We start from the raw sequence: 23,649 nt of genomic DNA, 5'->3' as shown, positions 1-23,649 counted from the left end.
TCATTGATAATTGCAGGTTTTTAAAGCTGTTTTTTTACTCAAGTGTTTTAGGGGTAAATTTAAATCTTTTGTAACTTAATCAAAGTTTTTCTCTCTCTTTTATGTATGAAAATCAAGATTTGTTCAAATTAAAAACTTAAATTTATGAGGTTAATCAAACAAATGTGGAAACTTATCTCAACTATTCAAAAACACCTTACCATTGCAATTCCTTTTATGATGCTTTCCGGATTTTTATTTGGCTGGTTTTATGATTCTGAATTTTTAAAATCTTTGATCATGCCTCTTACTATTTTAATGGTTTATCCCATGATGGTAAATTTAAATATGAGCAAGGTTTTTGAAAAAGGGGATACAAAAGCTCAGCTTTTTGCACTTGGAATAAATTTTTTAATTTTACCTTTTGGGGTTTTTGCCGTAGGCCTTATTTTTTTTACAAGAGAAAATCCTTATATGCTTTTGGGAATTTTACTTGCAGGCCTTGTTCCCACCAGCGGAATGACAATTTCATGGACAGGATTTGCAAAAGGTAATGTGGAAGCAGCCGTAAAAATGACTGTGGCAGGACTTGCAATTGGAAGTGCTGTAACCCCTTTTTATGTGAAGTTTTTAATGGGAACTGCAATTACAATCAATGTTGTTCAGGTTTTTAACCAGATTATCCTCATTGTTTTTATTCCAATGATAGCCGGAGTTTTAACAAGGAAATTTCTTGTTAAAAGATATGGAATCACCCAATATTCTTCTGATATAGGTCCTAAATTTCCAGCACTTTCAACACTTGGGGTGGTGGGAATAGTTTTTGTTGCCATGGCTTTAAAAGCAAAAGCAATAGGTAGCTCGCCTGAAATTATCCTTTATATTCTCATTCCTGTATCAATAATTTATGGGGCAAATTTTTTGTTTAGTACAATTGTTGCAAAATTGTTTTTAAATAGAGGAGACGGGATTGCTCTTGTGTATGGGACTGTTATGAGAAATCTTTCCATAGCACTTGCAATTGCAATTAATGCTTTTGGAACAGAAGGCTCAACAGCAGCTCTTGTAGTTGCAGCTGCCTATATTGTTCAGGTTCAGTCTGCTGCCTGGTATGTAAAACTCACCCCTTATATTTTTGGTGAAAAATCTTTAAAAACACAAACAAAGCAAAAAACCCGTAAATTAAGGTTTTTTAAAAAGAAATCAGATAAGTAAATTTGTATTTGCATAAGATTAGGAAAACCAGGCTGTATTTTAAGTAGATTTTTTAAAGTTTAATACCTGATTTTAAATTGTTTTTAATGTTTTAATAAAAGCTTGGGTTTAATTTTCAGGGGTATAATTTAAAAGGTCATACGCCATTTTTTCATGGCCAATGATAAGAAGTTTTTCAGATGCTCTTGTAAACCCAACATGAAGAAGCATTCTATCGTGATCATTGTCCTGAAACTGGGAAATTGAAGGATTTATAAAAACTACATTTGAAAATTCAAGACCCTTTACCTGATGAGCATTTGTTACAATAATTCCAGGAGAGAAAATAAAGTCATCTTTTTCATGTCTTCTTATGTTTTTTATTTCAGGGTGGTTTTTTAATTCTTCAAAAACTTTATCAGCATCTTTTTTAAATTTGCAGATTATACAGGTTAATGAATCTGGTCTTTGTAACTGGTGGGAAACAAGAAATGATTTTGTTCTAAAAATAGTTTCATCAAAAGAAGAGGTAAGTTTAATTGAAACAGGTTCTCCTTTTCTTGAATTTAAAGAGCTGTCCTTTTTTTGTTTCATTATATACCAGGCAAGATCCATAATTTCTCTGGTTGCTCTGTATCCTATTTTAAGAGTTTCTGCTGCTGTTGCAAAATTATTTGAAGAAGAAATCTCCCTTACAAATCCTGCAAACCCCTTTTGTTTATCAAAATATACATCATTTTTAATTGCCTGGGCCATATCTCCGCAGATTGTAACTGATTTTTTATCATCAGAGGCGTTTATAACTGCGGCAAGTTCTGCAGGGCTTAAATCCTGGGCTTCATCAACCATGATATGGCAATAGCCCGGAAGGGCAGAATCCACCCCTTTTAACTGAAGAAGATAAATAAGAATTCCTATGTCTGCAAAGTCGCTTTCACCCCTTGAATAAAAATCTTTTTGTGAATTTACTAAAGTTTTAATAAGCTTTTCATCAATTTTATAATTTTCTTTTTTGGCTGTTTTTTCTATAAATTTTTCGTTTGTAAACATTTTATAAAGGTCAAGGCTGTGATTGTTTAGTCTTGATAAAAGTTTTGAGGCAATTTTTGACTCCAAATTTTCATTGCTAGACAAAGGCCGGGATATTTTAAAATCATTTAAAATTTTAATAAATTGATCAAGAGATGAAGCTTCAAGTACTTTCTCAGCTGAAGAATTCAAACCTGCTTCATTGAATTTGTCTGTTATCCATTCTAGAGATTTGTCAAAAAGTTTTTCACAATAAGAGTTAACAAGTTTTACAGCAAACCCGCTTTTTTTTATTTTAAAAGTTTCAGGGTTCCCGTTTCTCCATTTTGATACAAGCTTTTCCTTTGAAAGAATTGAAAAAGCAAATTTATGAAACGTAAGACTTTTTACTCCTCCTGAAATTCCCAGTTCAGGAAGAACCCCTTCAATATATTTTTGAAGTGATTTGTTAAACATTAATACAAGAATTTTGGATGGGGGAAATTTTTCAGGGTAAGAATAACACATATAGGCAATTCTATGGAGGCCTATGGTTGTTTTTCCACTTCCAGCACTTCCCTGGAGAATAAATGTTTTTTCAGGTTCAAGTGTAATTGCCCTGAATTGATCTTTGCTTATAAGAGCTGTAATTTCAGGAAGGCAATGGTTTTTTTGCTCTTCTTTTCTTTTTGAAGATGATTCGTTTTGAGTTTTTTCAGCCCAGGTTCCCAGATTGTCTTTTACAAGGGTAAAATCTTTTTCTGAAATTGATTTAAGATCCCTGTTTTTTATTCCTACTCTTCTTTTTAAATTTATTGTTCCGCTTCTTTCCATTCCTCTTATATCTTCATCATATTCTTCACCTGATTCATATTCATAAAAAAGTCTTGAAATGGGGGCTTCTCTCCAGTCAATAACTGAAATTTCTCCATCTTTGCCAAAAATTGTTTTTTTGCCTATTTTATATGAAAGTTTTCCTAGCTGATGATCTTCTAATTCAAGAATTCCAAAATATGGTGATCTTAAAATTTTTGGATCCTGAAAAATATATCTTGAGGATTGAAGTTGAAGTCTTATTATTTCTTTTTCAATTTTGTTTTTTTCATTAAAGTCTAAAAGCTCGAGTTTTTCTCTGCGAAGCTGTTTTATTTCCTGTGAAATTTTTTCTCTTATTGATTTTTCTTCTGAAAAAACCTTTTCTGATACTTCAATTAAATCTTTTAAATTTTTTTCTTCAGTAGAAATTATATTTTTGAATTTTTCCATGGTTTGATTCTTTCAGAAATGAAATAAAGCAAGATGTATATCATACTGACTAAATGAAAACCAGATTTTTAATTTAGATTAAAATTGAATCAGGAAATGTTTTTTAAAGTTTAATTAAACCTGGCTGGGTTTAATCAGCCTGGGCTGGCTTGATCAAAGCTAGGTCAAAAAAGAGGCTGGTTTTGATTTGATATACTTTTTTGTCTATGTTAGATTTTCTTAGTTAAGATTTTGTTTTTTAGTTATAAATTGCTGGGAAAATTTTTTAAATAAGGTTATTCTTCAGCTTGATATTTAATAATTTAAATTATGGTTTTTATATTTAGCTATGGTAAAAAAAAGAATTAAAGCATTGGGAATAAGTTCTGGCGGACTTGACAGTATTCTTTCGGCCTTTGTCTTAAAAGAGGCTGGAATAGATGTTAAATGGATTACTTTTGAAACTCCTTTTTTTTCAGCGGAAAAATCTATCAAGGCCTCAAAGCGTTATAATATAGACTTAAGAGTTAAAAATATAACCAAAATCTATCTTGAAATGCTTAAAAATCCAAGGCTTGGATATGGTAAAAATTTAAATCCTTGCATTGATTGTCATAGTCTTATGTTTAAGCTTGCAGGTTCTATAATGAAAGAAGAAGGGGCAGATTTTCTTTTCAGCGGTGAGGTCGTAGGGCAAAGACCCATGTCTCAAAGTAAAAATTCCTTAATCTATGTGGACAAAAATTCAGGAATGAGAGGCTATATTGTCAGGCCTTTGAGCGGAAAGATTCTTCCTGAAACAATTCCTGAGCAAAAAGGGTGGCTAAAAAGAAAAGATCTTCTTGGTTTAAACGGAAGATCAAGAAAACCTCAGCTTACCCTTGCCCAAAAATACGGGGTTGATCAGTTTCCAGCTCCTGCCGGAGGCTGTCTTTTGACTGATAAGCTTTTTTGCAAAAGACTTGGAGATCTTATGGAGTTTCAAAAAAATATTGAAATTGAAGATTATGAGCTTTTAAGTTTAGGCAGACATATAAGAATTTCTCCATTTGAAAAGCTTGTTGTGGGCAGAGATGAAAAGGAAAACTCAAAGCTTGAAAAGATTTCTTCAAAAATAGATTGTATAAAAATAAGAACTGCTGAATACCCCGGGCCTTTATGTCTTTTAAGAGGCAGCGGAGAAAATATGTTTACAGCTGGTTCAATTTGCGCTGGTTATACAAAAGCTCCAAAAGACTATCCTTGCAATATTTTGTTTGAAAAAGGAGAAATGGAGCTTTTAAAAGGGATTTTTCCTTTGGACAGATCAGAAGTTGAGGACATGCTCATTTAACTTTTACCTAAATTGAGGTTTTTTTGCTGTTAAATACGGCAAACTTAAAATTACTCAATTTAGGTTTTAGCTTAATCCGAATGGGAAGCACTGAGCTGGCCGCAGGCTGCTCCTATATCATCACCTTTTGACCATCTGACAATCACTGTATATCCTTTATCAAGAAGAATTTTTCCAAATTTTTCTATTGTTTCTTTGTCTGGTCTTTCAAAATCAACTCCTTGGTGGGGGTTAAAAGGAATTAAATTTATTTTTGCCTTCATCCCCCTTAAAAGAACAGCCAGTTTTTTTGCATCTTCATAGGAATCATTTATTCCTTTAATAAGAATGTACTCAAAAGTGATTTTTTCACGTTTGGCCATGGGATAATTTTTTAGGGCCGATAAAAGTTGGCTTAGGGGATATCTTTTATTTACAGGCATAAGCTCTGTTCTTAGCTTGTCATTAACTGCATTCAGGGAGACTGCAATGGGAATCCCTGAATCACGGCCCAGTTTTTCTATTTCAGGTACAAGTCCTGAGGTAGAGATAGTTATTTTTCTTCTTGAAATTTTTAACCCATAATCTTGATCTGTGATTATTCTTATGGCTCTTAAAACATTATCATAATTGTCAAGGGGTTCTCCCATTCCCATGAATACAATGTTTGAAAGTCTTTTAGGATTTTTTTCATTGAGATCAATCAAGTATTTCTGGGTATCTCTTATCTGGGAAATAATTTCTGAAGTTGAAAGATTTCTTTTAAATCCGCTTTTTGCGGTCATGCAGAATTTACAATTTTGTCTGCATCCTGCCTGGGTAGAAATACAAAGAGTGTAATGGTCTTTTTCAGGAATAAGCACAGATTCAATATAGTTTTTGTCTTCAAGGCAAAAAAGAAACTTTTTTGACCCGTCTTTTTTTGAGCTTGTTATTTTTTTTGTTTCAAGTCTTTTGTTGGAAAAAAGCTCGGAAGCCTCTTTTCTAAAGTCTTTTGAAAGGTCTGTCATTTCTTCAAAGGAATCTGTTTGTTTTAAATAAACCCATTTAAAAATTTGTTTTGCCCTGAATGAGGCTATGTTTTTAGTTTTTAAATAATTTTCCAGTTCCGTTAATGAAAAATTTTTGATATCTTGTTTCGGCATTTACAAATTTCTTTATTTTGAATTGTTAGTCATGTTTAAGTTTTTGATTTTCATTGACTTATCATTTCTTGGATATTAAAATCAAGATTTTAGTTTAATATAGTTAATATAGGAAGATATTTATGTTTGAGAACCTTAGTGAAAAACTTGATAATGCCTTTAGGAAATTAAAAGGTAGAGGAAAGCTTAGTGAAGCTAATATAGAAGATGGAATGCGGGAAGTTCGTATTGCTCTTTTAGAAGCTGATGTTCACTTTAAGGTTGTTAAAAGTTTTATCCAAGAAGTGAAAAAGCGGGCTCTTGGTGTTGAGGTTATGGAAAGCCTTACTCCTGGACAGCAGGTAGTTAAAATAGTTAATGAAGAGCTTGTAAATCTTATGGGTTCTTCTGAAACTGAGCTTGATTTTTCTGGAAAAAAACCACTGAGCATAATGCTTGTAGGTCTTCAGGGTGCAGGTAAAACAACTACTGCTGGAAAGCTTGGTCTTCATCTTAGGAAAAAAGGTTTAAAACCTTATCTTGTTCCCGCAGATGTTTACAGGCCTGCTGCTGTTGATCAGCTGCAAAAGGTGGGTATAGAAGTTGATATCCCGGTTTATCCTACCAGTAAAGGCGATAAACCCGAAAAATTGTGTGTAAAAGCTCTTTCCATTGCTGTTGAAGACGGGTTTGATTCTGTTATTTTTGATACAGCAGGAAGACTTCAGGCAGATGAATCCATGATGGATGAGCTGGTAAATCTTAAAAAAATATTAAATCCTTCTGAAATTCTTCTTGTGGCAGACGCAATGACAGGCCAGGAAGCTCTTCAGGTAGCTTCGGTATTTGATGAAAAGCTTGGATTAACAGGAATTGTTCTTTCAAAAGCAGACGGTGATGCAAGGGGTGGAGCAGCCCTTTCAATGAAAGCTGTTACAGGAAAGCCCATCAAATTTCTTGGTATGGGAGAAAGTTTATCTGCTCTTGAGCCTTTTTATCCTGAAAGAATGGCATCTCGAATTCTTGGGATGGGAGATACCTTATCTCTTATAGAAAAAGCCCAGGAAATGGTTGACCATAAAAAAGCCGCTGAAATGGAACAAAAACTGAGGAAAAATCAGTTTACCCTGGAAGATTTTAAAGATCAGCTGGTTCAGGTTAGAAAAATGGGTTCAATTAAAGACATTCTTGCCATGCTTCCGGGAATGAACAATAAAGCCATGAAACAGCTTGACATTGACGACAAAGAGCTTATTAAGGTAGAGGCCATAATTAATTCAATGACCAAAAAGGAAAGAGTAAGTCATGGAATAATTAACGGCAGCAGAAGAAAAAGAATAGCAAGCGGTTCTGGTACAAAGGTTCAGGATGTTAATCAGCTTCTGAAAAATTATAATCAGACCATGAAAATGATGAAAAAATTTAATAAAAAAGGTATGATGAAATCTCTTGGCAGAGGAATTTTGCCTTTTTAACAGCTTTTTTATATTTATAAGGAGAAATAATCGTTATGGCAGTAAAGATCAGGCTAAAAAGAATGGGTAGAAAAAAACAGCCTTTTTACAGAATTGTTGTTGCAAATTCAGAGTCTCCAAGAGACGGAAGATTTCTTGAAACTGTAGGCACATACAACCCGCTGACCAATCCCCATGAAGTTACAGTTAAGGAAGACAGAATAAAGTATTGGATTGGTACAGGAGCTCAGCCTACAGAAACAGTAAGAAGCCTTCTTAAGCAGCAGGGTGTAGTTTAGTTCTTGGCTTATGTTTTGCTCCCCTGGACAAACAAATACTAAAAAAGTCTTTTTGAATCTAAGTTACTGGAAGGAGAATCGTAATGAAGGAACTGATAGAGTATATTGCCAAATCGTTAGTTGATGCACCGGATCAGGTATCGGTAAATGAAATTGAAGGAAATCAGACATCGGTTCTGGAGCTTAAGGTTGCAAAAGAAGATCTTGGGAAGGTTATTGGTAAGCAGGGGAGAACAGCAAGAGCAATGAGAACTATTTTAAGTTCTTCTTCAGCAAAGCTTCGAAAAAAAGTTGTTTTGGAAATTATAGAATAAAAGTTAACCAGGTTGTAATTTGTTTCCTGGATCAGGGGCTTGTTTTCTACAAGCCTCTTTGTTTTGTGTATGGCTTATAATGATTAACCAAGGATTGATGATTTAAAGGTTCTTTTAAAAGGTCGGGCTTAAAAACTATGGATTCCAATTATATTTTAGTAGGAAGAGTTTCCGGAGCACATGGACTTAAAGGGCTTTTACAGGTTCATTCCTATGCAGAAAATTATGAAATCTTTGGAGAAGGCTCCAGTCTTTATTTGCAAAAACAAGGCGGTTTGGAGTTTGAACTTTACCAGGCTTTAGGTTTTTCTGTAAAAAAAAGACAAAGCCTTCTTGTAAAAATTAAGGAAATTCAAGGAAGAGATCAGGCTGAGCTTCTTAAAGGAAGAAATATTTATATTAAGAAAAACAACCTTCCTGAACCTGAAGAAGATTCCTTTTACTGGCATGATCTTATTGGAATGGATGTTGTTGATTCAGAAGCCGGCAGTCTTGGGGAAGTGAAAAACATCATGCGCACAGGCAGTTCTGATATTCTTGAGGTAAAAGGTTTGAAAGGAGAAATACTTATTCCTTTTTTAAAAACCATTATAGTTTCTGTTTCAATTAAAGAAAGCCTTATAAAAGTAACTCTGCCTGAAGGGCTTCTGGATTTATGAAATTTGCAGTTCTTACTATTTTTCCAGAAATATTTTCAGGATTTTTAAAAGAAAGTATTATAGGCAGAGCCATTGAAGATGGTAAAATTGAAGTTTCTATTATAGATATAAGAGATTTTGCAAAAGACAAACATAAAAATGTTGATGACAGACCATATGGTGGCGGAGCTGGAATGGTAATGAAAGTTGAGCCGCTTTTTGAATCAGTTGAATTTGCAAAAACCAAGTATCCTGGTGCCAAAGTTGCTGTGATGAGCCCCGGAGGAAAAAAGTATACCCAAAAAATTGCAGAAGAGCTCTCTTTTTTAGATGAGCTTATCATTGTCTGCGGAAGGTATGAGGGTATAGATCAAAGATTTATAGAGCTTTGCTGTGATATGGAAATTTCTTCTGGAGACTATGTTTTAACAGGAGGAGAAATTCCTGCAATGGCAATAATTGATTCTGTTGGAAGGCTTATTCCAGGTGTGCTTGGTTGCGGTGAGTCTGTCCAGGAGGAAAGTTTTCAGTCAGGTCGCCTTGAGTATCCTCATTATACAAGGCCTTTTAAATTCAGAGGCAGGGAAGTTCCCAAAGTTCTTCTTTCAGGCAACCATGGGGAAATAAAAAAATGGAGAAAGACCGTTTCTTTTGTAAAAACCTTAAATAAAAGGCCTGATTTGCTTTTTTCAAACCCAGTATCAGAGGAAGAAAAAAAAATTTTGTCGGGTACAATCAGGAGACTTGAAGATTTTGTTGGAAAGTGATATCAGCATTGCGTTGGTTCATCATCCTGTGCTGAATAAAAAAGGTGAAATTGGTTCGTCTGCTGTAACAAATCTTGATATTCATGATATAGCAAGGCTTGCAAGAACATACGGACTTAAAAAATATTATATTGTTACCCCTCTTGAAGATCAAAAGGGGCTGGTAAAAACAATAATTGAGCATTGGACTGTTAACAAGGGCGGGAAGGTTAATCCTGATCGTAAAAAAGCTTTGGAAATTGCAAAGATTGTTGACAGCCTTGATGATTTAAAAAAAGATATTTTAAATAGTGGGCTTGATCCTGTGCTTGTTCCTACAACAGCAATTTACCGGCAAGATTGTAAAAGTTTTGGAGCAATGAAGAAAATAATGGCTGAAGAAAAAAAACATTATGTTTTAATTTTTGGCACAGCATGGGGTCTTTCTGAAGAAGTGTTTGTAAAATCAGATTATGTGCTGGAACCTTTAAAAAGGAATTCAGACTATAATCACCTGTCCGTCAGGACAGCAGCTGCAATAATAGTTGACAGGCTTTTGTCTGACAGATGAAAAAATATATCAACCTATTGGGGGAAAAATGACTACAATAATAGACAAACTTGAACGCCGCAGAATGAGGCTTGATATTCCGGATTTTGTTCCTGGTGATTCAGTGAATGTACATGTGAGAATCAAAGAAGGCGAAAAAGAAAGAATTCAGCAGTTCAGAGGTGTGGTGATAAGAAGAAAAAATTCTGCCAACCCAAGAGCTACTATAACAGTGAGAAAAGTTTCCGATGGCGTAGGAGTTGAAAAGATTTTTCCTCTTTATTCACCTATAGTGGAAAAAATCGAAGTTGAAAGAAAAGGCAAGGTAAGAAGAGCCAAGCTTTATTATCTTAGAGACCGTAAGGGTAAGGCTGCAAGAATTAAAGAAAAAGCATACGTAAGATAAGCAATTCCCCCTTAAAAGGGGGATTGTTTTCTATCGTAGAAAAATGGACAAGCTTTTTTATGAAAATAAGGCCTTAAGCAAAGGTTGTAAGATAATTGCCGGAGTTGATGAAGCAGGACGGGGACCTCTTGCAGGTCCTGTTGTTGCTGCAGCTGTTATTTTACCCAAAGATTTTGAGATCATAGGAATTGATGATTCCAAAAAACTCAGTGAGAAAAAAAGAACTGACCTTGCTGAAATTATTTGTAAACAATGCAGGGTTGGAGTGGGGATTTCATCCCCTGAAGTTATTGACAAGGCAAACATAAGAAATGCCAGTCTTATGGCAATGGTTAAGGCTGTTTATTGTCTTGATATAATTCCTGACTGCATTCTTGTTGACGGGAATGCAAAAACAGATTGTGGAATTTATGAAGAAACTATTGTCAAAGGTGATTCCAAATCGCTTTCCATTGGTGCAGCATCAATAATTGCCAAAGTTTTTCGTGATAAAATAATGAAAGAGTATTCAAAAATTTATCCCAAATATTTTTTTGAAAATCACAAGGGTTATCCCACAAAAAAACATAAGCAGGCAATTCAAATCAGTGGAATTTTACCTATCCATAGAAAAACATTCAATTTAAAGTAAATAATGAAACTTTCTCCATTAAAATCCGGAAATAAAGCAGAAAAATTTGCCTGTAGTTTTTTGCGATCAAAAAAATATAAAATTATTTTAAGAAATTTTAGAACAAAATTTGGCGAAATAGATATAATTGCAAAAGATGGGGATGTTTTATGTTTTGTGGAGGTAAAGTTCAGAAAAAATTCAGACTTTGGACTTCCAGAAGATTTTGTTGATTTAAGAAAGCAAAAGAAAATCATAAAAACAGCAAAAATTTATCTAGCTCAAAACCAGGTTTCAGATATAAATGTCAGGTTTGATGTGGTTGCTGTTGAGCCCGGTGAAAAAGGTAGTTATAAAGCAAGACTTATTCAGGACGGATTTCAAGGCGGGAACTATGAGTGATGAACCTGTTATTTATATTGTGGCAACTCCCATTGGAAATATTGATGATATCACTCTCAGGGCCATTAAAGTTCTTAAAAATTCAGACTTGATAGCAGCTGAAGATACTCGTAAAACAGGCATTCTTTTATCAGAGCTTGGAATCAAATCAAAAATGACAGCTTTTCATGATCATAATGAAAATGAAAAATCCAATTATCTTATTGACCAGGCAATTCAGGGAAAGAAAATTGCAATTGTTTCAGATGCAGGCACTCCCCTTGTTTCAGATCCTGGATTTAGACTGGTTGAAAAAGCTTCAAATCAAGGGGTAAGGCTTATCCCTGTTCCAGGTGCTTCTGCTCTTACTGCTTTAGTTTCAGTTTCAGGTCTTCCAACTGACAGATTTGCGTTTTTTGGTTTTCTGCCCTCTAAAGAAAGCTCAAGAAATAAAATTCTAAAGGATTTGGAAAACTCAGACTATCCCATAATGTTTTATGAATCTCCAAAAAGAATAATTAAAACCCTGGATGAAATTGTTTTAAAAACCGGGGATCGTGATGCTGTACTTGGCCGTGAACTTACAAAAATTCATGAAGAAATTATCCGAGGCAAACTTTCTGAAATTAAAAGAATTCTTTTATCTAAAAATTCAGTAAAAGGTGAAATTGCAATTTTTATTCAAGGTGGAATAAATAAATCAATGAAAGAAATTGATCTTTGTAAAATTGTAAAATCAGAACTTGAAAAATCAAAATTAAAACCAAAGCTTGTGGCTGAAAAAATAGCTCTTGAGTATAATCTTAAAAAAAATGATATTTATAAGGTTATCCTGGAGTTAAAAGAACAAAACAATTAGTTTTGGGGTGGATTATTTAATGCGAAACAAAACCCTTCCAAATTTAGATGGAAGGGTTTTGTTTTTAGCTATAATTATTTTTTAAATGTATATGGGTAGGTTGTATGATCATCATATTTACCCTGAATAATTGCAACAACGTCTTCAACAAAAACAATTTCTTCATCTGTTGGAATCATAAATACTTTAATTTTAGATTCAGGAGTTGAAAGCTCAGTTTCTCCTGCACTGCTTCTTGTATTAAGGTTCTTTTCCTTATCAACTACAATTCCAAGACAATCAAGGTCTTCTATTACTTTTTGTCTGATAAGTCCTGAGTTTTCACCAACACCAGCTGTAAAAACAATAGCGTCAACTGTTCCAAGAGTGGCCGCATACATTCCTATATACTGCTTTAGCTTGTATGTTTCCATTTCAACAGCAAGCTCACAACGCTTATCGCCTTCTTTTGCTGCATTTTCAATATCTCTTCTGTCTGTATACTGTCCTGTTATTCCAAGTAGACCAGATTTTTTATTAAGAAGATTGTCCATATATTTTGGACCTACATCTAGATCTTTCATCATGAAAAGAGGAATTGCAGGGTCAATATCTCCGCATCTTGTTCCCATGATTGCACCTGCAAGAGGAGTAAGACCCATTGAAGTATCAACAGAAACCCCTTTTTTAATAGCACAGCAAGATACACCGTTTCCTACGTGAAGTGTAATTATATTGCAGTCGTTTGCATCTTTTCCAAGAAGTGCTGCTGCACGTTTTGAAACATAAAGATGACTTGTACCATGAAAACCGTATCTTCTGACTGCATTGTTTTGATACCACTCATAGGGAACTGCATACATAAATGCTTTTTCAGGCATTGTCTGATGAAAAGCAGTGTCAAAAATAGCAACATGAGGAACCTCAGGCATTGCAATTTTTGCAGCTCTTATACCTGTAAGGTTTGCAGGGTTATGAAGAGGTGCAAGGTTTGAAACTTCTGCAATGTGGTTAACCACGTCATCTGTGATAAGAACACTTTTTGTAAATTTTTCTCCTCCGTGAACAACTCTGTGCCCAACAGCAGCAATTTCATCCATTGAGTCAATCACAGCTCCTTCACCTTCAATAAGAGCTTTTATAACTAATTCGATTGCAACTTCATGATCTTCTATTGCGTAGTTGGTTTTTGCTTTATAGTTTTTAAGAGGAGCTTCATGCTGGATAAAAGAACCTCCAATTCCTATTCTTTCAATTATTCCTGAAGCTATAATATCTTTTTTATCCCAGTCAGTAAGCTGATATTTAAGCGACGAGCTGCCGCAGTTTAATGCTAAAATTTTCATTTTCAATCCTGTTTTTATAATTATATTAGTTTGCCTGAACAGCTGTTATAGCTGCAACATTTACAATATCTTCTACTTTACATCCTCTTGAAAGGTCGTTGACCGGCTTTGCAAGTCCCTGAATAATAGGTCCTATTGCATCAGCACCTGAAAAACGCTCAACAAGTTTGTAGCCAATATTTCCAGCCTGAATATCAGGAAATATCAGTACATTTGCTTTTCCAGGTATGGGGCTTCCCGGTGCCTTTTTAGCACCTACAGCTTCAACAAGAGCTGCATCAACCTGAAGTTCACCGTCAACTTTAAGTTCAGGGTTTTCCTCTTTCAAGATTTTTACTGCTTCAGAAACTCTGTCAACATATTCATGGCTTGCACTTCCCATTGTGGAAAAGGAAAGCATTGCAACATTTGGTTCTGCTTCAAGAAATGCTTTACAGCTTTCAGCAGATGCATTGGCAATATCAGCCAGTTTTCTTGAATCTGGATCAATATTTACAGCACAGTCTGCAAATATAAGAGTCCCGTTTTCACCAAATTCTTTTTTGGGTGTGATCATGATAAAACAGCTAGATACTGTTTTCATTCCCGGCTTGGTTCCAAGGACCTGAATTGCAGCTCTTAAAACATTACCAGTGGTGTTTTTTGCACCGGCAACAGCTCCGTCAGCATATCCCAGCTTTACCATCATGGTACCGAAAAAAAGAGGATTTTTCATTGTTTCTGCTGCTTTTTCAGGAGTCATCCCTTTTTTTGCTCTCATTTCACAGAATTTATCAGTAAACTCTTTGAAATATTTACTTGTTTCAGGGTTGATAAAAGTACAATTAATATCATAGCCCTTTGTTTTGAAAGCATTTTCAAGAGCTGATTCTTCACCTAGAATAACAACTTCCTTGGCTAGCCCTTGTTTAACGATTTCATTTGCAGCATCAATTATTCTTTCATCATCACCCTCAGGAAGAACAATTGTTTTTTGCAACTCCTTTGCTTTGTTTAAAAAATTGTCCATTAAAGAAGACACATTCCACCTCCGTATAAATAATATATAATAAAAAAATCAGGCATTTTTATGCCTTTAAATTTCTTGATTTTAAAAACTTAATACCCGCAAAGATCAAAACTAAACTATAGTTATTATTTTTTGTCAGTGCAATAAAAAATCAAAAAAACATAGATCACCATATACAAAAAAATCAAAAGTATTACAATATTTTGAAAAACAAAAGCAATTAGAATGAAATTTTAAAATATTTCCGGCAAAAAAACTTAATCAAAAAAATGTTCACAAAATTTTTTCTTTGATTCAGCTTGCCTTCTATTTCTAATAGTGTTGAACTTTTACCTAGTTTTATCTTTAACAAATAAGAGTTTTTTATAAATTTATAAATATAGATGTTAAAATTTTTTACCAGAGGATGTATTAAAGCTAGTGTTTTTAGAATTGATTTTTGAGTCTGTAATAATTGATAATTTAAGTGGACAAGGTGTTTTTTTGGTTAAAAATTCTTAGTTTATTCATTGTTTTAAATTAATTGACATATCTTCACCCCTTAGTTATATTTTTTCTTTTTTTAAAAGGAATGTACAAACTGAAATTTTTTTGAATCACCTAAACTTTGTTAGGAATATATAAAGGTTTAAAATGAAAAAAATTGACAATAGCTTCCTTGATAAGGTTGAGGAAAAGTTAGGCCGCAGGCTTGGTGGATGCTTTCATTGTATGGCTTGTTCATCAGGGTGTCCTGCCCTGGAATTAATGGACTATTATCCTAACCAGATTATCCGTATGATCCAATTTGGAATGAAAAAAGAAGTTTTAAGGTCAAAAACAATTTGGGTTTGTGTAGGATGCTATGCCTGTGTTGCCCAGTGCCCCAATAGAATTCATATTCCACATATGATGGACGAGTTAAGAGAAATGGCTCTTTCAGAAGGAGTTAAGCCCGGAGAACCGGATATCTGGGCTTTTCATCGAGAGTTTTTAAAGCAGGTTGATAAACGCGGAAGGGTATATGAACTGGAGTTTATGATGAGATACAAGCTTGCCACCGGTTCTTATTTCAAAGACGTTGGTGCAGGAATTAAGATGATTAAGCACGGAAGGCTTGAGCTTCTGCCCACAAGAGTTAAAAAACTAAAAGAAATTCGTGCCATGGGAGATTACTTTGATGGGAAAAATCAATAAATTATCTGAACATCCTAAGGTAAAAAAAGAGCATTCAAGAATATATTACTACCCGGGATGTTCCCTCATGTCCAGTGCCAAGGAGCTTGGTGAATCTTTGTTTGCAATTGCAAGACTTGTAGGATCCTGGGTTGAAGAGCTTAAAGACTGGAATTGCTGCGGTTCATCACCGGCTCATAGTGTAAGTCAGGATTATGCACTTCTTCTTGCAGGAAGGAATTTGCTTTTAGCAGAAAGACAGGGAATAGACGAACTTTATGTTACCTGCCCAAGTTGCTATGTAAGGCTTCGTACAGCTGAGAATACACTGCGTCATACTCCTGTTAAAAATGATATTCTTGAGAAGGCAATAGGGAGAAGATATGATGGAACAGTGCGGTTAAGGTTTTTTCTTGAGGTTCTCACAGATTCAAGAAGGGAGATTTTTAAAGACGCTGTTGTTAATCCTCTTAAGGGAATAAAGCCTGTTTTGTATTTTGGCTGTCTTCTTACCAGGCCTGAATGGCTTACAGGTTTTGATGTTTTACCCTATGAAGCAGAGCTTAGAAGTTTTGTTGACTCCCTTGGAGTTGAGACTAAAAGATGGGGATATGCAAAACAATGCTGCGGGGCTCATCTTGCTGTTACAAAGCCCGATCATGCAGATATTCAGGTTGATAAAATCAGGGATCAGGCCAAAAGAAGCGGTGCAAACTGTATTATTTCTTTTTGCCCTTTGTGTCAGGTTAACCTTGAGCTGAGAGGGTCAAAAGAAACAAGGCTTCCTGTTTTTTATATATCAGAACTTATAGGCCTTGCATGTAATCTGAGTAATGCAGAAAGATGGCTAAAAAAACATCTGGTAGATCCGATTCCTCTTCTTAAGGAGAATAAACTCCTTTAGTTGTTCAGAATCATTTAATCTATGGGTTTTTATTTGGGAAAGTCAGATAAAATATTTTTCTTTTTATTGGTATAATTTATGATAGAGTACAAAAATTTAGATTTCACTTTAGGAAATCTAAGATTAAATATTTTTAATTAGTTTAATTTTTTTGACAAAAAAACAAAATTTCATTGAAAGGATTCATTTATGTCTGAGAAAACAGACTCCATGCCAGATATTGATTTTAATACATTTATAATGTCTCTTAATGCTTCGGCTCTTTATAATCTCGGGATGATTCCAGATCCTGGTACAGGGCAGAAGAACAAAAACATTTCTCTGGCAAAACAAACAATTGATATAATAGCAATGCTCAAAGAGAAGACAAAAGGTAATTTAAACGAAGAAGAAATAAAACTTATTGAAAATATACTGCATGATTTAAGACTTATGTATGTAAAGGAATCGTGAATCTATTTTTAATCAATGGAGTTTTTTATGAAAAGTTATAAGTTTAATGTTTTTATTTACTGGATTGTGTTTTTTTTAATGATTGGAACCTTTCAATTAGGTTTTGCAGCTAAATTCATTCCTGAAAATTTCAGCGGACTTGCAAAACATGCAGAAAATTCTGTTGTTAATATAAGGACTGTTAAAAAAACTGCTGGAGGAAAACCTTTTTATTCCCCTGGAAATGATTTGTTTGATGAGTTTTTTAGAAGATTTTATGAAGGTCTTCCCCAAAAAGAATTTGAGCAAAAAAGCCTTGGTTCAGGTTTTCTTATAGATTCAGACGGTTATATTGTAACAAACAACCATGTAATTGCTGATGCAGATGAAATTAAGGTAAAGCTTAAAAACGGCGAAGAATACGATGCTAAAAAAATAGGCAGTGATCCAAATACTGATCTTGCTTTAATAAAGATTGAATCAGAAAAAAAACTTCCTTTTCTTGAATTTGGAGATTCTGGAGAATTAAAGGTTGGAGAGTGGGTGGTTGCCATAGGAAGCCCTTTTGGTCTTGAGCAGACTGTTACTGCAGGAATTGTAAGTGCAAAGGGCAGAGTTATTGACGCTGGTCCATACGATGATTTTATCCAAACAGATGCTTCAATCAATCCTGGAAATAGCGGAGGGCCTCTTCTTGATCTTGAAGGAAGGGTTGTTGGGATAAACACAGCTATTCTTGCAAGAGCCCAGGGAATAGGCTTTGCAATTCCATCGAACATGGCCTCTTCTGTTATAGAACAGCTTAAAAACAATGGAGAGGTTGTCAGGGGATGGCTTGGTGTACAAATTCAGGATGTTGACGAAGGAATTGCAGAATATTACGGACTTAAAAAACCTGAAGGAGTTTTTGTTTCAGAGGTTTTTGATGGCAATCCAGCTTCAGATGCAGGTATAAAACCAGGAGATATAATTGTTTCTGTTGGGAAAGAGCAGGTTAAAAACTCAAGGGATTTAACCCGTGAAGTTGCAGCTCTTAAAGTAGGTTCAAAGGTAGATATTGGGATTGTAAGAAAAGGAAAGAAAAAAGTCTTTGAAGTTAAAATAGGAAAAAGAGGAGACAGCCCTTTAGCAGATGGAAGTGACCAAATATCCAAAATTCCTTTTGGTATTCAGATTGCTGAGCTTGACAAAACAACCGCAGAAAGGCTCAATGTAAAATTTGGTCAGGGTGTTGTTGTTGCAAACCTTGATCCTCAAGGTAAAGCTTTTAAGGCTGGAATGAAAAAGTGGGATGTGATTTTGCAGATAAACCATAAACCTGTTAATTCTCCAAAAGACTATCTTGAAATTATAAATACTTTTAAAGACAAGGAAGATGTTTCCTTTTTTGTCAAACAATACAATCGGGGGTTTAGTGTTATCAGGATCCAGAAATAAAATAATCAAAAAAGCTTATGCAAAGATTAATTTATATCTTGATATAAAAGGCCGGCGTTCAGATGGATACCATATTCTTGAAACCCTTATGGTGCCTGTTTCAATCTATGATGAGGTTGAAATAGAATTGAAAAGCAGTTCTTTGGGTATAACTTTGGAAAGTTGTGGAGAGTTTGATTGTCCTTGCGATGAATCAAATACGGCTTTTAAGGCGGCTTCCATTTTTTTAAGGGAATCGAAAATAAAAACAGGGATAGGTATTAAAATTAAAAAAAACATTCCTTCAGAAGCCGGGCTTGGAGGAGGAAGCAGTGATGGAGCCAGTGTGCTGACAGGGCTGAACTCTCTTTTTAACGATTTGTTCTCTCTTGATTTTCTTGAGGAAAAGTCTGCTGAAATCGGTGCTGATCTCCCTTTTTTTATAAGATCAAGGCCTGCTGTTTGCACCGGGATAGGAAATATTGTCTCTCCCCATCCTGGTCTTGAAAAAAAATACCTGGTTTTAATTCACCCTTTAAAAGGGATTAAAACAGCAGAAGTTTATAAAAAAATTAATTGGGGATTGACAAACCAGGTAAAAATAAATAAAAGACTTTTGTTTAGGGACTGTTTAGAAGTAAAAGAAAGCTTATTCAATGATCTTGAAATTGTTGCTGAAGAAATGCTTCCTGAAATAGGAAGTGTCAAAACTCTTCTTAAGCAATCAGGTGCTGTAATTACACAAATGTCTGGGAGTGGATCAACCTGTTTCGGCATTTATTGTGATAAACCAGCCAGGGATAAAGGATTTGAATATATTTTAAATGCTTATCCTGAAAACTGGAAAGTGTATTCATCAGAGTTTGTTGAATGATTACTGGGGTGTCGCCAAGCGGAAAGGCACAGGGTTTTGATCCCTGCATGCGAAGGTTCGAATCCTTCCACCCCAGCCAAAAAATAAATATTAAAGCAGGTCTCCGCGAGGAACAATGGACGATTTAACTATTTTCGCAGGAAATTCCAACCCTTCTCTTGCAGAAAAAATTTCAGAATACCTTGGAAAACCTTTGGGTAATTCAAAAGTAACAACTTTTAGTGACGGCGAAGTTCAGGTGGAAATCCTCGAAAATGTCAGGGGCAGGGATATTTATATAATTCAGTCAACCTGTTGTCCGGTAAATGATAATCTTATGGAACTGCTTTTGATGATTGACGCAGTTAAAAGATCAGCAGCAAGAAAAATTACCGCTGTAATTCCTTATTTTGGGTATGCCCGTCAGGACAAAAAAGTTGCCCCAAGGGTTCCCATTAGTGCTAAGGTTGTGGCAGATATGGTTATGAAGGCAGGAGCCCAGAGGGTTATCACAGTTGATCTTCATGCAGGTCAGGTTCAGGGATTCTTTGACATACCTGTTGACAACCTCTATGCTGCTCCTGTTTTAAGGGATTATGCTTCATCAATCTTTAATATGGACGAGCTTGTAGTTGTTTCTCCAGATGCAGGAGGAGTTGAAAGAGCCAGGGCTTTTGCAAAAAGGCTTGGAGCAGAGTGGGCTATAGTTGATAAACACAGAACTGCTCCAAACAAGATTGGCTTAATGACTGTTGTTGGAGACGTAGTTGGTAAAAAAGCTGTTATTTTAGATGATATGGTTGATACAGCAGGAACTTTGACAGAAGCATCAAAGATTCTTATTGAACAGGGTGCCAAGGAGATTTATGCTTTTTGTTCTCATCCTGTTTTGTCAGGCCCTGCTTTAGAAAGAATAGAAAATTCACCTATTGTAAAACTTGTTGTTACAGATACAATTCCTTTGTCTGAAAAGGCTGCAGGTTCAGATAAGGTAAAAATTATTTCAATGTCTGGAATAATAGGCGAAGCAATTTTGAGAAGTCATACAGGAGATTCTGTAACTTCTCTTTTTGATTGATCAAGAAAAATCAAGGAGTTAAAGTTGAAATTTATAGAGATTGAAGCATTGGAAAGAAAAGAAACAGGGAAACAGGCAGGCAAAGCTCTGAGAAGAGATAAAAGAATTCCAGCTGTTATCTACGGAAGAAAAACCGAAGCATTACCTGTTTCGGTAAATACTATTGACCTTGAAAAGGCAATTAAAAAAACAGATACAATGGAAGTTTTTCTTAAAGTTGCTCTTGGCTCCAATACTTACCAGGCAATGATCAAGGAACTCCAGGCTGATGTTGTCAGCGGTAAGTTTCTTCATGCTGATTTTCTTACCATTGAAAAAGACCAGGTGCTTGATTTTAGAGTTCCTGTTGAAGTTTTTGGTGAAGAAGAATGCCCTGGTATTGAAAACGGTGGAATGCTTCAGATTCTAAGAAGAGAAATTGACGTTCGCTGTACAGCTGATAATATTCCTGAATCAGTTAAAATCGACGTGTCTGAGCTTGAGCTTGGAGATGCTGTTCATATTGAAGAAATTGAGTTTGGCCCTGAAGTTGAAGTTGATAAAGAGGTTAACTATACAGTTCTTACAATTGTAGCTCCTGATGCTGAAGAGCCTGAAGAAGAAGAGCTTGATGAAGATCTAGAAGGCCTAGAAGACGGAGAAGAAACTGAAGAGTCAGCTGAAGAAGAAACAGAAGCAACTGAAGACTAATTTTTTAACTTTCTAAGCAGTCAGGACAAATGTCTGATAAAATATGGCTTGTTGCCGGCCTTGGAAATCCCGGGCAAAGTTATGAAGGTAACAGGCACAATCTAGGATTTAAACTTATTGACAGGCTTTCTGAATTGTTTAATATTTCTGTTGATAAGAAAAAATTTAATGGAATTTTTGGGAAAGGCAAGAGAGGAAATGTTGACATTATTCTTCTCAAACCTTTCTCTTATATGAATAAAAGTGGGTTTCCCTTAAGAGAAATTTCAAACTATTTTGATGTTGACATTTCAAGAATAATTGTTGCTTATGATGATTTAGACTTGCCACCAGGGAAAATACGTATTAGGAAACATGGTGGAGCCGGTGGCCATAACGGAGTCAAATCAATAATAGAAAATTTGGGAACTGACCGGTTTGGAAGAATCAAGCTTGGAATAGGCCGGCCTGAGCGAAGGGAACAAGTTGTTTCATATGTTCTTCATGATTTTGATAAAAATGAAATTGAATTAATAAATAACGGGATTGAAAAAGCCGCAGAAGCCGCAGAAGAAATAATTTTCAACGGTTATACGGCATGTATGAATAATTTTAATAAGTAGTTTTAACTTTTTTAAGGAGGATTGTATGGAATTCGTGATGTCAAACTTGGCTCTTACTTGTACATTAGTAGGGGTCGCAGGTATCCTTTTTTCTTTGATACTTGCTGGTGTCGTTAAGGGAGCTCCTGCTGGAAACGCAAAAATGCAGGAAATTGCTGCCGCTATTCAAGAAGGTGCTATTGCTTATCTAAACCGTCAGCTTAGAACTATGGCAGTTGTTGGTGCGATAATCACAGTAGTTCTTTTCTTTGCTCTTGGTTTATTGAATGCAGTAGGATTTGTAATTGGTGCTGTAGCTTCTTTTTTAGCAGGCTACATTGGAATGAGAGTTTCAGTTATTGCTAACGTAAGAACAGCAGAAGCCTCAAGAAACGGACTTAACGCAGGTCTTTCCCTTTCTTTTAAGGGTGGTACTGTTACCGGTATGATTGTTGCTGGTCTTGCTCTTGCTTCAGTTGGTGGTTTTTACACAGTAACTGGAGAAGTTGGACCTCTTGTAGCTCTTGGTTTTGGTGGTTCTCTTATTTCTATCTTTGCACGTCTTGGCGGCGGTATCTTTACAAAAGGTGCTGACGTTGGTGCTGACCTTGTTGGTAAAGTTGAAGCTGGTATTCCTGAAGATGATCCAAGAAACCCTGCTACTATTGCTGATAACGTTGGTGATAACGTTGGTGACTGTGCTGGTATGGCAGCTGACCTTTTTGAAACATACGCAGTTACTATTGTTGCTGCTATGCTTCTACTCAGCCTTCAGTATGGCGGAGATTCTGAAATAGTTCTTTTCCCACTTATCCTTGGTGCAATTTCAATCATCGCATCAATAGTTGCAAGCTTTTTTGTTCGTCTTGGAAAAGGCAGCGATTATATAATGGGTGCTCTTTACAAAGGAATGTTTGGTGCAGCTATTCTTGCAGCCATAGCTTTCTATTTTGCATGTAAGCAATTTGTTGTAGGTATTGATGAGCCAGCAATGGAAATTTACTATTGTACCCTTGTAGGACTTATCCTTACAGTTGTTATTGTTATTATCACTGAGTATTATACAGGTATTTACAAGCCAGTTAAAGATATTGCACAGGCTTCTGTAACAGGTCACGGAACCAACATTATTGCTGGCCTTGCAGTTTCAATGCAGTCAACTGCTGCTCCTGTTATTGCAATTTGTATTGCTATTGGTGTTGCAAACTACTTTGCAGGTCTAATCGGTATCGCAATTGCAGCTGTTGCAATGCTTTCCATGACTGGTATGGTTATCGCTATTGATGCTTACGGCCCAATTACAGATAACGCCGGCGGTATTGCTGAAATGGCTGAGCTTGAAGATTCAGTTCGTGAAACAACAGACGCTCTTGACGCTGTTGGTAACACAACTAAAGCAGTTACAAAAGGTTATGCAATTGGTTCTGCTGGTCTTGCAGCCCTTGTACTTTTTGCCTGCTACGTTGAAGAATTTGCTATCCAGGGCGGTGATGGAGTAAGAATGGTATTTGACCTTTCCAACGTTGACGTTCTGATTGGTCTTTTCCTTGGTGGACTTCTACCTTACCTTTTTGCTTCAATAGCAATGAATGCTGTTGGTCGTGCTGGTGGTGCTGTTGTAGAAGAAGTTCGTCGTCAGTTCCGTGAAATCCCAGGAATTATGGATTACACAGCAAAGCCTGATTATGCAGCATGTGTTGACATTGTAACTCGTTTTGCTCTTAAAGAAATGATAGTTCCAGCGCTTCTACCAGTTTTTGCACCAATTATTGTTGGTTTTCTTCTTGGTGAAGTTGCTCTTGGCGGTCTTCTTATCGGTTCCATCGTTACTGGTATTTTTGTTGCTATCTCAATGGCAACTGGTGGTGCAGCATGGGATAACGCTAAAAAGTATATTGAAGATGATAACTTGGGCGGTAAGGGAAGTGATGCTCATAGAGCAGCTGTTACCGGTGACACCGTAGGTGACCCGTACAAAGATACAGCTGGTCCTGCAATCAACCCAATGATCAAAATCATCAACGTTGTTGCAGTTCTTATGGTACCATTCCTTATCTAATCCTAGGTTTATCTAGATTAAGGTCTTA

Annotated in this window: 25 protein-coding genes and 1 tRNA gene; 22 read left to right on the top strand and 4 right to left on the bottom strand. The window is 35.6% G+C overall.

Going from position 1 to position 23,649, the window contains the following annotated elements; translation table 11 throughout:
- Window positions 1–162: 162 nt before the first annotated feature.
- The gene (locus tag RBR53_10620; GenBank protein ID MDY0133106.1) at window positions 163–1,194 is read left to right on the top strand and encodes a bile acid:sodium symporter; all 1,032 of its coding nucleotides are present in this window, start codon (window positions 163–165) and stop codon (window positions 1,192–1,194) included.
- A gap of 108 nt (window positions 1,195–1,302) precedes the next feature.
- Here the strand turns inward: RBR53_10620 and RBR53_10615 are convergent, their stop codons facing one another.
- Window positions 1,303–3,447: a UvrD-helicase domain-containing protein gene (locus RBR53_10615; GenBank protein ID MDY0133105.1), complete on the bottom strand. Its 2,145-nt coding sequence runs from the start codon at window positions 3,445–3,447 to the stop codon at window positions 1,303–1,305.
- 328 nt (window positions 3,448–3,775) lie between these two features.
- Between RBR53_10615 and RBR53_10610 the strand changes: the two genes are divergently transcribed.
- Window positions 3,776–4,759, top strand: coding sequence for a tRNA 4-thiouridine(8) synthase ThiI (locus RBR53_10610; GenBank protein ID MDY0133104.1), 984 nt, complete (start codon window positions 3,776–3,778; stop codon window positions 4,757–4,759).
- A 71-nt stretch (window positions 4,760–4,830) separates the two neighbouring features.
- Here RBR53_10610 and rlmN read toward each other — a convergent pair whose 3' ends face one another.
- Entirely contained in the window at window positions 4,831–5,883 is a 1,053-nt protein-coding gene (gene rlmN, locus RBR53_10605) for a 23S rRNA (adenine(2503)-C(2))-methyltransferase RlmN (protein ID MDY0133103.1), read from the bottom strand.
- Between the two features lie 122 nt (window positions 5,884–6,005).
- Between rlmN and ffh the strand changes: the two genes are divergently transcribed.
- From ffh to rsmI, 10 genes are all read left to right on the top strand, one after another.
- The gene (gene ffh, locus RBR53_10600) at window positions 6,006–7,337 is read left to right on the top strand and encodes a signal recognition particle protein (protein MDY0133102.1); all 1,332 of its coding nucleotides are present in this window, start codon (window positions 6,006–6,008) and stop codon (window positions 7,335–7,337) included.
- A gap of 35 nt (window positions 7,338–7,372) precedes the next feature.
- Window positions 7,373–7,615: a 30S ribosomal protein S16 gene (gene rpsP / locus RBR53_10595; GenBank protein ID MDY0133101.1), complete on the top strand. Its 243-nt coding sequence runs from the start codon at window positions 7,373–7,375 to the stop codon at window positions 7,613–7,615.
- 83 nt (window positions 7,616–7,698) lie between these two features.
- Window positions 7,699–7,929, top strand: coding sequence for a KH domain-containing protein (locus RBR53_10590; GenBank protein ID MDY0133100.1), 231 nt, complete (start codon window positions 7,699–7,701; stop codon window positions 7,927–7,929).
- Between the two features lie 137 nt (window positions 7,930–8,066).
- The gene (rimM, locus tag RBR53_10585; GenBank protein MDY0133099.1) at window positions 8,067–8,588 is read left to right on the top strand and encodes a ribosome maturation factor RimM; all 522 of its coding nucleotides are present in this window, start codon (window positions 8,067–8,069) and stop codon (window positions 8,586–8,588) included.
- Complete coding sequence (trmD, locus tag RBR53_10580) at window positions 8,585–9,334, top strand: tRNA (guanosine(37)-N1)-methyltransferase TrmD (GenBank protein MDY0133098.1); 750 nt, start codon at window positions 8,585–8,587, stop codon at window positions 9,332–9,334. The genes rimM and trmD overlap by 4 nt, the downstream gene beginning before the upstream one ends.
- Window positions 9,321–9,884 carry an RNA methyltransferase gene (locus RBR53_10575; protein MDY0133097.1) on the top strand — a complete coding sequence of 188 codons (564 nt, stop codon included), beginning with the start codon at window positions 9,321–9,323 and terminating at the stop codon, window positions 9,882–9,884. The genes trmD and RBR53_10575 overlap by 14 nt, the downstream gene beginning before the upstream one ends.
- A gap of 28 nt (window positions 9,885–9,912) precedes the next feature.
- Window positions 9,913–10,269: a 50S ribosomal protein L19 gene (gene rplS, locus RBR53_10570; GenBank protein ID MDY0133096.1), complete on the top strand. Its 357-nt coding sequence runs from the start codon at window positions 9,913–9,915 to the stop codon at window positions 10,267–10,269.
- Between the two features lie 43 nt (window positions 10,270–10,312).
- Window positions 10,313–10,900: a ribonuclease HII gene (locus RBR53_10565; GenBank protein MDY0133095.1), complete on the top strand. Its 588-nt coding sequence runs from the start codon at window positions 10,313–10,315 to the stop codon at window positions 10,898–10,900.
- Window positions 10,901–10,903: 3 nt separating this feature from the next.
- Window positions 10,904–11,281 carry a YraN family protein gene (locus RBR53_10560; protein ID MDY0133094.1) on the top strand — a complete coding sequence of 126 codons (378 nt, stop codon included), beginning with the start codon at window positions 10,904–10,906 and terminating at the stop codon, window positions 11,279–11,281.
- On the top strand, window positions 11,274–12,119 hold the full coding sequence (gene rsmI / locus RBR53_10555; protein ID MDY0133093.1) for a 16S rRNA (cytidine(1402)-2'-O)-methyltransferase: 846 nt from the start codon (window positions 11,274–11,276) through the stop codon (window positions 12,117–12,119). The genes RBR53_10560 and rsmI overlap by 8 nt, the downstream gene beginning before the upstream one ends.
- A 74-nt stretch (window positions 12,120–12,193) precedes the next feature.
- Here the strand turns inward: rsmI and RBR53_10550 are convergent, their stop codons facing one another.
- A complete protein-coding gene (locus RBR53_10550) occupies window positions 12,194–13,444 on the bottom strand; it encodes an acetate kinase (protein MDY0133092.1) in 1,251 nt (416 codons plus the stop codon).
- Between the two features lie 25 nt (window positions 13,445–13,469).
- On the bottom strand, window positions 13,470–14,465 hold the full coding sequence (pta, locus tag RBR53_10545) for a phosphate acetyltransferase (GenBank protein ID MDY0133091.1): 996 nt from the start codon (window positions 14,463–14,465) through the stop codon (window positions 13,470–13,472).
- Window positions 14,466–15,086: 621 nt separating this feature from the next.
- Between pta and RBR53_10540 the strand changes: the two genes are divergently transcribed.
- The 10 genes from RBR53_10540 to RBR53_10495 all read left to right on the top strand — a co-directional run bounded on the left by RBR53_10540 (window position 15,087) and on the right by RBR53_10495 (window position 23,621).
- On the top strand, window positions 15,087–15,629 hold the full coding sequence (locus tag RBR53_10540; protein MDY0133090.1) for a 4Fe-4S dicluster domain-containing protein: 543 nt from the start codon (window positions 15,087–15,089) through the stop codon (window positions 15,627–15,629).
- Entirely contained in the window at window positions 15,613–16,512 is a 900-nt protein-coding gene (locus RBR53_10535; GenBank protein ID MDY0133089.1) for a heterodisulfide reductase-related iron-sulfur binding cluster, read from the top strand. Before RBR53_10540 ends, RBR53_10535 begins: the two co-directional genes overlap by 17 nt.
- A gap of 189 nt (window positions 16,513–16,701) precedes the next feature.
- Window positions 16,702–16,965, top strand: coding sequence for a DUF1844 domain-containing protein (locus RBR53_10530; GenBank protein ID MDY0133088.1), 264 nt, complete (start codon window positions 16,702–16,704; stop codon window positions 16,963–16,965).
- 27 nt (window positions 16,966–16,992) lie between these two features.
- A complete protein-coding gene (locus RBR53_10525) occupies window positions 16,993–18,381 on the top strand; it encodes a Do family serine endopeptidase (protein ID MDY0133087.1) in 1,389 nt (462 codons plus the stop codon).
- Window positions 18,359–19,234, top strand: coding sequence for a 4-(cytidine 5'-diphospho)-2-C-methyl-D-erythritol kinase (gene ispE, locus RBR53_10520; GenBank protein ID MDY0133086.1), 876 nt, complete (start codon window positions 18,359–18,361; stop codon window positions 19,232–19,234). Before RBR53_10525 ends, ispE begins: the two co-directional genes overlap by 23 nt.
- Before the next feature lie 4 nt (window positions 19,235–19,238).
- Window positions 19,239–19,313: transfer RNA gene (locus tag RBR53_10515), tRNA-Gln, on the top strand.
- A 36-nt stretch (window positions 19,314–19,349) separates the two neighbouring features.
- Window positions 19,350–20,291: a ribose-phosphate pyrophosphokinase gene (locus RBR53_10510; GenBank protein MDY0133085.1), complete on the top strand. Its 942-nt coding sequence runs from the start codon at window positions 19,350–19,352 to the stop codon at window positions 20,289–20,291.
- 24 nt (window positions 20,292–20,315) lie between these two features.
- The gene (locus tag RBR53_10505; protein ID MDY0133084.1) at window positions 20,316–20,981 is read left to right on the top strand and encodes a 50S ribosomal protein L25/general stress protein Ctc; all 666 of its coding nucleotides are present in this window, start codon (window positions 20,316–20,318) and stop codon (window positions 20,979–20,981) included.
- A 29-nt stretch (window positions 20,982–21,010) separates the two neighbouring features.
- Window positions 21,011–21,583, top strand: a complete 573-nt coding sequence (gene pth / locus RBR53_10500) for an aminoacyl-tRNA hydrolase (GenBank protein MDY0133083.1) — start codon at window positions 21,011–21,013, stop codon at window positions 21,581–21,583.
- A 25-nt stretch (window positions 21,584–21,608) separates the two neighbouring features.
- Complete coding sequence (locus tag RBR53_10495; GenBank protein ID MDY0133082.1) at window positions 21,609–23,621, top strand: sodium-translocating pyrophosphatase; 2,013 nt, start codon at window positions 21,609–21,611, stop codon at window positions 23,619–23,621.
- Window positions 23,622–23,649 lie beyond the last annotated feature (28 nt).

This window comes from Desulforegulaceae bacterium (assembly GCA_034006035.1).
GTDB lineage: Bacteria > Desulfobacterota > Desulfobacteria > Desulfobacterales > JACKCP01 > JACKCP01.
The sequence above is the reverse complement of the archived record's forward strand: the minus strand, read 5'-3'. Positions and strand labels throughout refer to the sequence as shown.